Genomic DNA, 4,372 nt, shown 5'->3' with positions numbered 1-4,372 from the left:
GAGTACACGGAGTTTCGGCGGGACCTGACGGAGAGCCTGCGGGCGCCCATCGAGGACGGCCGGATCGTCGTGAGCCGGGCGGCCGGCACGGTGAGCTACCCCTCGCGGGTGTTGCTGGTGCTGGCGGCCAACCCCTGCGCCTGCGGCTTTGCCGGGGACCCCGTCGTCAAGTGTACCTGTTCTGCCCTGGAGCTGGAGCGCTACCGGCGCAAGCTGTCGGGGCCCATCCTGGATCGCATCGACCTGCAGATCGCTGTGCCGCGCCTGACGCCGGAGGAGCTGCTCTCCTTCTCCGGGACGTCGGAGCCCAGCGCCGCGATCCGGCGGCGCGTCATCGCAGCGCGGGCCGTTCAACAGGAACGCTGGGCGCCCTACGGCCTCGTCTGCAACGCGGAGCTGCCTGAGCGGCTGGTGCGTCGCTGCCTCGTCCTGTCGGAGGACGCACGGGCCTACCTGTCCGGCATGGCGGAGCGCCTGCACCTGTCGGGCCGTGGCCTGAGCCGCGTGCTGAAGGTGGCCCGCACCATCGCGGACCTGGCGGGAGAGTCGGAGCTGACGACGAAGCACCTGGCAGAGGCGCTGATGTACCGTTGCGGCTCCGGGAGCCGCGGAGGATAAGGGCGGATAGAGAGGTCCCTACCTGTCCAAGCTTGCCAGAAGTTTTTCCCTGAGGTATAATACACGGGCAGTCCGGGGGCGTTCGTTCCTCGTCTGCGGCACGACAGGCGGACATAGCTCAGTTGGTAGAGCATCAGCTTCCCAAGCTGAGGGTCGCGGGTTCGAACCCCGTTGTCCGCTCCAGCAGATCATCCGGCTCAGTCCGGTTACACTTAAAACCCCGCTCAAAAGCGGGGTTTTTGCGTTTTGACCCTTCGGGCCTCGTGACGTCCGGGCCGTCGTTCCTCCATCACCTGTCCTTGCCCTGTCGGGCCTCTTGACAGCGAAACGCCTTTCGATACGATAGACGTAACCCAAACAGAGGGGGAGGACTGTCCGGCGCATGGGGGCCGGCTGCCTTGTGGCAGCGGGCGGGAGTTTTTAGCCAGAAAGTTCTGAGGGCATCGTGAAATGAGCATCGTAAGAGTTTTTCATTCTTCGGACTACCGCGTGACGGACTGGAGCGGGGGGCGGACGACGGAGCTGGCCATCGCCTCGGAGGGTAGCCTCTACGCCGAGCGGAAGTTTCTGTGGCGCTTCAGCACCGCCACGGCAGAGGTGGAGGAGAGCACCTACACCAGCCTGCCGGACTACGACCGCGTGATCCTCTCCCTGCGGGGCCTGCTGCGCCTCTCCCACGACGACGCGACCTGGCGGGACTTCGCGGAGTTCGAGCCCTACGCCTTCGACGGCGGCGTCACCACGCAGGCCAGGGGGAAGGTCGTGGACCTGAACCTGATGCTACGGAAGGGGCGGTGCGTCGGGACGATGATCCCCATCACGGGCGGCTCCGGTCTGAGGATGGACGTGACGGCGGCGCTGGCCGCCGCGCTGCTGGGAGCGGAGGAGCTGCTCATCTTCTGCTTCGAGGGGGCGGCGGAGGCTGTAAGCGGGGAAGAGGCCTGGCCTCTGGAGGCGGGAGACACGCTGCACGTCTCGAACCTCGGCGGGGAGGCGTGGAGCGTCAGGGCGACTGAGAGGCTCAGGGCCGCGGCGGCGGCGGTCCGGTACGAGGGGCGCCGTGCAGAAAATTAAAGGAGGACTGTACATGAAGCAGCTTATCGAGTGTGTGCCAAACTACAGCGAGGGACGGGACGCGGGGAAGATCGAGCAGATCGTGGACTCTTTCCGCGGCAAGGCAGGCGTGCGCCTGCTGGACTACCAGACGGACCCAAACCACAACCGACTGGTCGTGACGGTGATTGGTGAGCCCGAACCCCTGAAGGAGGCCGTTCTGGCGTCCTTCGGCAAGGCTGTCGAGCTCATCGACCTGACGAAGCACGAGGGCCAGCACCCGCGGATGGGGGCCGTGGACGTGGTCCCCTTCATCCCCTGCCGCGGCACGACGGTTGAGGACGCGGATCGTCTGGCGAAGGAGGTGGGTGAGGCCGTGGGGTCCCGCTACCAGATCCCCGTCTTTCTCTACGAGGACTCCGCCACCGCGCCGCACCGCCAGAACCTGGCCTCCATCCGCAAGGGGCAGTTCGAGGGCATGGCTGAGAAGCTGAAGGACACGGCGATGTGGACGCCGGACTACGGCCCCGCGGGGCGGGTACACCCCACGGCGGGCGTGGTGGCGGTCGGCGCCCGGATGCCCCTCGTGGCGTTCAACATCAACCTGAGCACGCCGAACCTGGAGATCGCGGACAAGATCGCCAAGCGAGTCCGCAACCTCAGCGGCGGTTATCGCTTCATCAAGGCCATCGGCGTGGACCTGAGCGACAGGAAGATGGCGCAGGTGTCGATGAACCTGGTGAACTATCAGAAGACGGCGGTGTACCGCGCCTTTGAGGCCGTGAAGATGGAGGCCCGGCGCTACGGCGTCAGCGTCGTGGAGAGCGAGGTCGTCGGGCTTTTGCCCATGGAGGCCCTGATCGACTGCGCGGAGTACTACCTGCAGATTTCGGACGACTTCGACCCCGCAAAGCAGATCATGGAGAACCGCCTGCTGGAGGAGGAGTAGGCCTTTTTTGAGGGCGCGCGTCGGCGTGACCTCTTTTGCCGCGCGTTCGTGGCGAGGGAATCGTCCTCCGAGGCCCCGTCGAACGGGAAGCGACGCATAGGCACTGTATCCAGCCCAAAGGTTGGGTGCGGTGCCTTTGTTTTTGCACGTCGGCGCCACGCCGAGAAATGCGGGACAGCGCGAAGGGCCGGGTCACTTGCAGCGGGAGGTACACTCCCCCTGCTTTTCCAGGTAGGCCATCCCCCAGTTACACAGCCCCTCCAGGGCTGGCATAAGGCTTTTCCCGTCCTCCCTCAGGTGATAGGTTACAGAGGGCGGCACGCTTCCAAGGGAATGGCGGAAGATCAAGCCTTTTTCCTCCAGCTCGCGAAGGCACTTCGTCAGCATGGTGTTGGTCACCCCATGGACGCGGCGCTTCAGCTCGTTGTAATGCAGGCCGTCCTCCTCGTTCAGACACCAGAGGATCGGCAGCTTCCACTTGGAGCCGATCAGCTCCATCACGTAGAGCAGCGGACAGCGCGCGACGTAGCCCCCGGTTTTTGAATCCTTCGACCCCTTCATGAGCCCACCAATCCCTTCCCCAATTTTTAAGAAAGAAAAAACTGCGTACTTGCTCTCTTGTTCTTTTAATAATACACTGAATTCACGAAAAACGTCAAAGGGAAGCGCACTCAGGCACGTGGCAGGCGGGCACATCAGTGGCTCGTCACGTCGTTCAAAAGGAGCGCTGCGGCGTTTTGCTCAAAGGACCTGAGAGATAGGATAGGTTTTAAGGCCCTGAGGGGGCAGAAAATCGGGGGGTAAGGAAATGAAAGCGTTGTTCGTCAACGGAAGTCCGCGCAAAAATTGGAACACCCACAAGATGCTGGAGAGCGCCATGGAGGGGGCGAGGGAGGCGGGGGCGGAAACTGAGCTGGTACACCTGTACGACGCTGCCTTTAAGGGCTGCGTCAGCTGCTTCGCCTGCAAGGTGAAGGGCAGCTGGACGAATGGCCTCTGCGCCTTTCGCGACCCGTTGACGCCGACCCTGGAGAAGGCGCTGGGGGCGGACGTCATCGTCATCGGCAGTCCAGTCTATCTTGGCTGTTCCACCGCCTCGGCGCGCGCCTTTCTGGAGCGGCTGGTATTCCCCCTGCTCATCTACGGGATCGAGGAGAAGACGCTCCTGAAGCGGACCGTCCCCACGGCGATGATCTACACCATGAACTGTCCGGAGGGGCTGGCGGAGCGGTTTCATTACCCCATCCTGCTGGGGGCGAACGCTGACGCCCTCGAACGGACCTTCGGCTACAGCGAAACGCTCTGTGCCTACGATACGTACCAGTTCAGCAATTATTCCCGCTACGAGGTCACCCTGTTCAACGAAAAGGACAAGGCCAGGCAGCGCGAGGAGCAGTTTCCAAAGGACCTTCAAAACGCCCGCGAGCTGGGGAAACGGCTGGTCGAAAAGGCTGCCTCCCCCGTGAAGCCTGACGCCGAATAGGGGACGCCCCGTAGCGTAGCACCTTTTCCCCCGTGCCTCTTGACAGGTTCCTTTGACCTGTATAGAATACAACATCATTTGCGGTTGGCGACGGGTTGTTCGTCCGAACCGCGGCGACGATTCCACAGAAAGGGGACCGGGAAAGATGGCGTTTACGACGGGACGTGCCTTGATGAAAGACCTGATATCGAACGTTCGGTTTGCCCTCCTTCTACTCGGACTTTTCGCTCTCGCGGATCCCCTTTTTTCTGGATCGGCGCCTCTCGGTG

General features: G+C 63.2%; 5 protein-coding genes and 1 tRNA gene. 5 read left to right on the top strand and 1 reads right to left on the bottom strand.

Translation table 11 applies throughout. The features are described from left to right. The 4 genes from ACO41U_RS09950 to ftcD form a co-directional block, all read left to right on the top strand. Nucleotides 1-618: ATP-binding protein (locus tag ACO41U_RS09950; protein ID WP_485943623.1), on the top strand; the 618-nt coding region annotated here is incomplete at its 5' end. Between the two features lie 107 nt (nt 619-725). Further along, a tRNA-Gly gene (locus tag ACO41U_RS09945) sits at nt 726-801 on the top strand. A gap of 267 nt (nt 802-1,068) precedes the next feature. Continuing rightward, the gene (locus ACO41U_RS09940) at nt 1,069-1,692 is read left to right on the top strand and encodes a HutD family protein (RefSeq protein ID WP_485943621.1); all 624 of its coding nucleotides are present in this window, start codon (nt 1,069-1,071) and stop codon (nt 1,690-1,692) included. A gap of 13 nt (nt 1,693-1,705) precedes the next feature. Then, nucleotides 1,706-2,620, top strand: a complete 915-nt coding sequence (ftcD, locus tag ACO41U_RS09935; protein WP_366123037.1) for a glutamate formimidoyltransferase — start codon at nt 1,706-1,708, stop codon at nt 2,618-2,620. Nucleotides 2,621-2,812: 192 nt separating this feature from the next. On the opposite strand, the gene ACO41U_RS09930 is transcribed toward ftcD, so the two are convergent. Beyond that, nucleotides 2,813-3,181 (bottom strand): winged helix-turn-helix transcriptional regulator, encoded by a 369-nt coding sequence (locus ACO41U_RS09930; RefSeq protein ID WP_298779178.1) that lies wholly within the window; start codon nt 3,179-3,181, stop codon nt 2,813-2,815. 247 nt (nt 3,182-3,428) lie between these two features. Here ACO41U_RS09930 and ACO41U_RS09925 point away from each other — a divergent pair, with 247 nt between their 5' ends. Next, nucleotides 3,429-4,103 carry a flavodoxin family protein gene (locus ACO41U_RS09925; RefSeq protein WP_485943618.1) on the top strand — a complete coding sequence of 225 codons (675 nt, stop codon included), beginning with the start codon at nt 3,429-3,431 and terminating at the stop codon, nt 4,101-4,103. The last annotated feature ends 269 nt before the right edge of the window (nt 4,104-4,372 follow it).

This window comes from Fretibacterium sp. (assembly GCF_057312375.1).
Note: the sequence above shows the minus strand (reverse complement) of the source record. Positions and strands in the feature narration are given on the sequence as shown.

Coding starts and splice junctions, on each gene's coding strand:
- ACO41U_RS09940 (WP_485943621.1), top strand. CDS start 1,069: ATGAGCATCGTAAGAGTTTTTCATTCTTCGGACTACCGCGTGACGGAC.
- ftcD (WP_366123037.1), top strand. CDS start 1,706: ATGAAGCAGCTTATCGAGTGTGTGCCAAACTACAGCGAGGGACGGGAC.
- ACO41U_RS09930 (WP_298779178.1), bottom strand. CDS start 3,181: ATGAAGGGGTCGAAGGATTCAAAAACCGGGGGCTACGTCGCGCGCTGT.
- ACO41U_RS09925 (WP_485943618.1), top strand. CDS start 3,429: ATGAAAGCGTTGTTCGTCAACGGAAGTCCGCGCAAAAATTGGAACACC.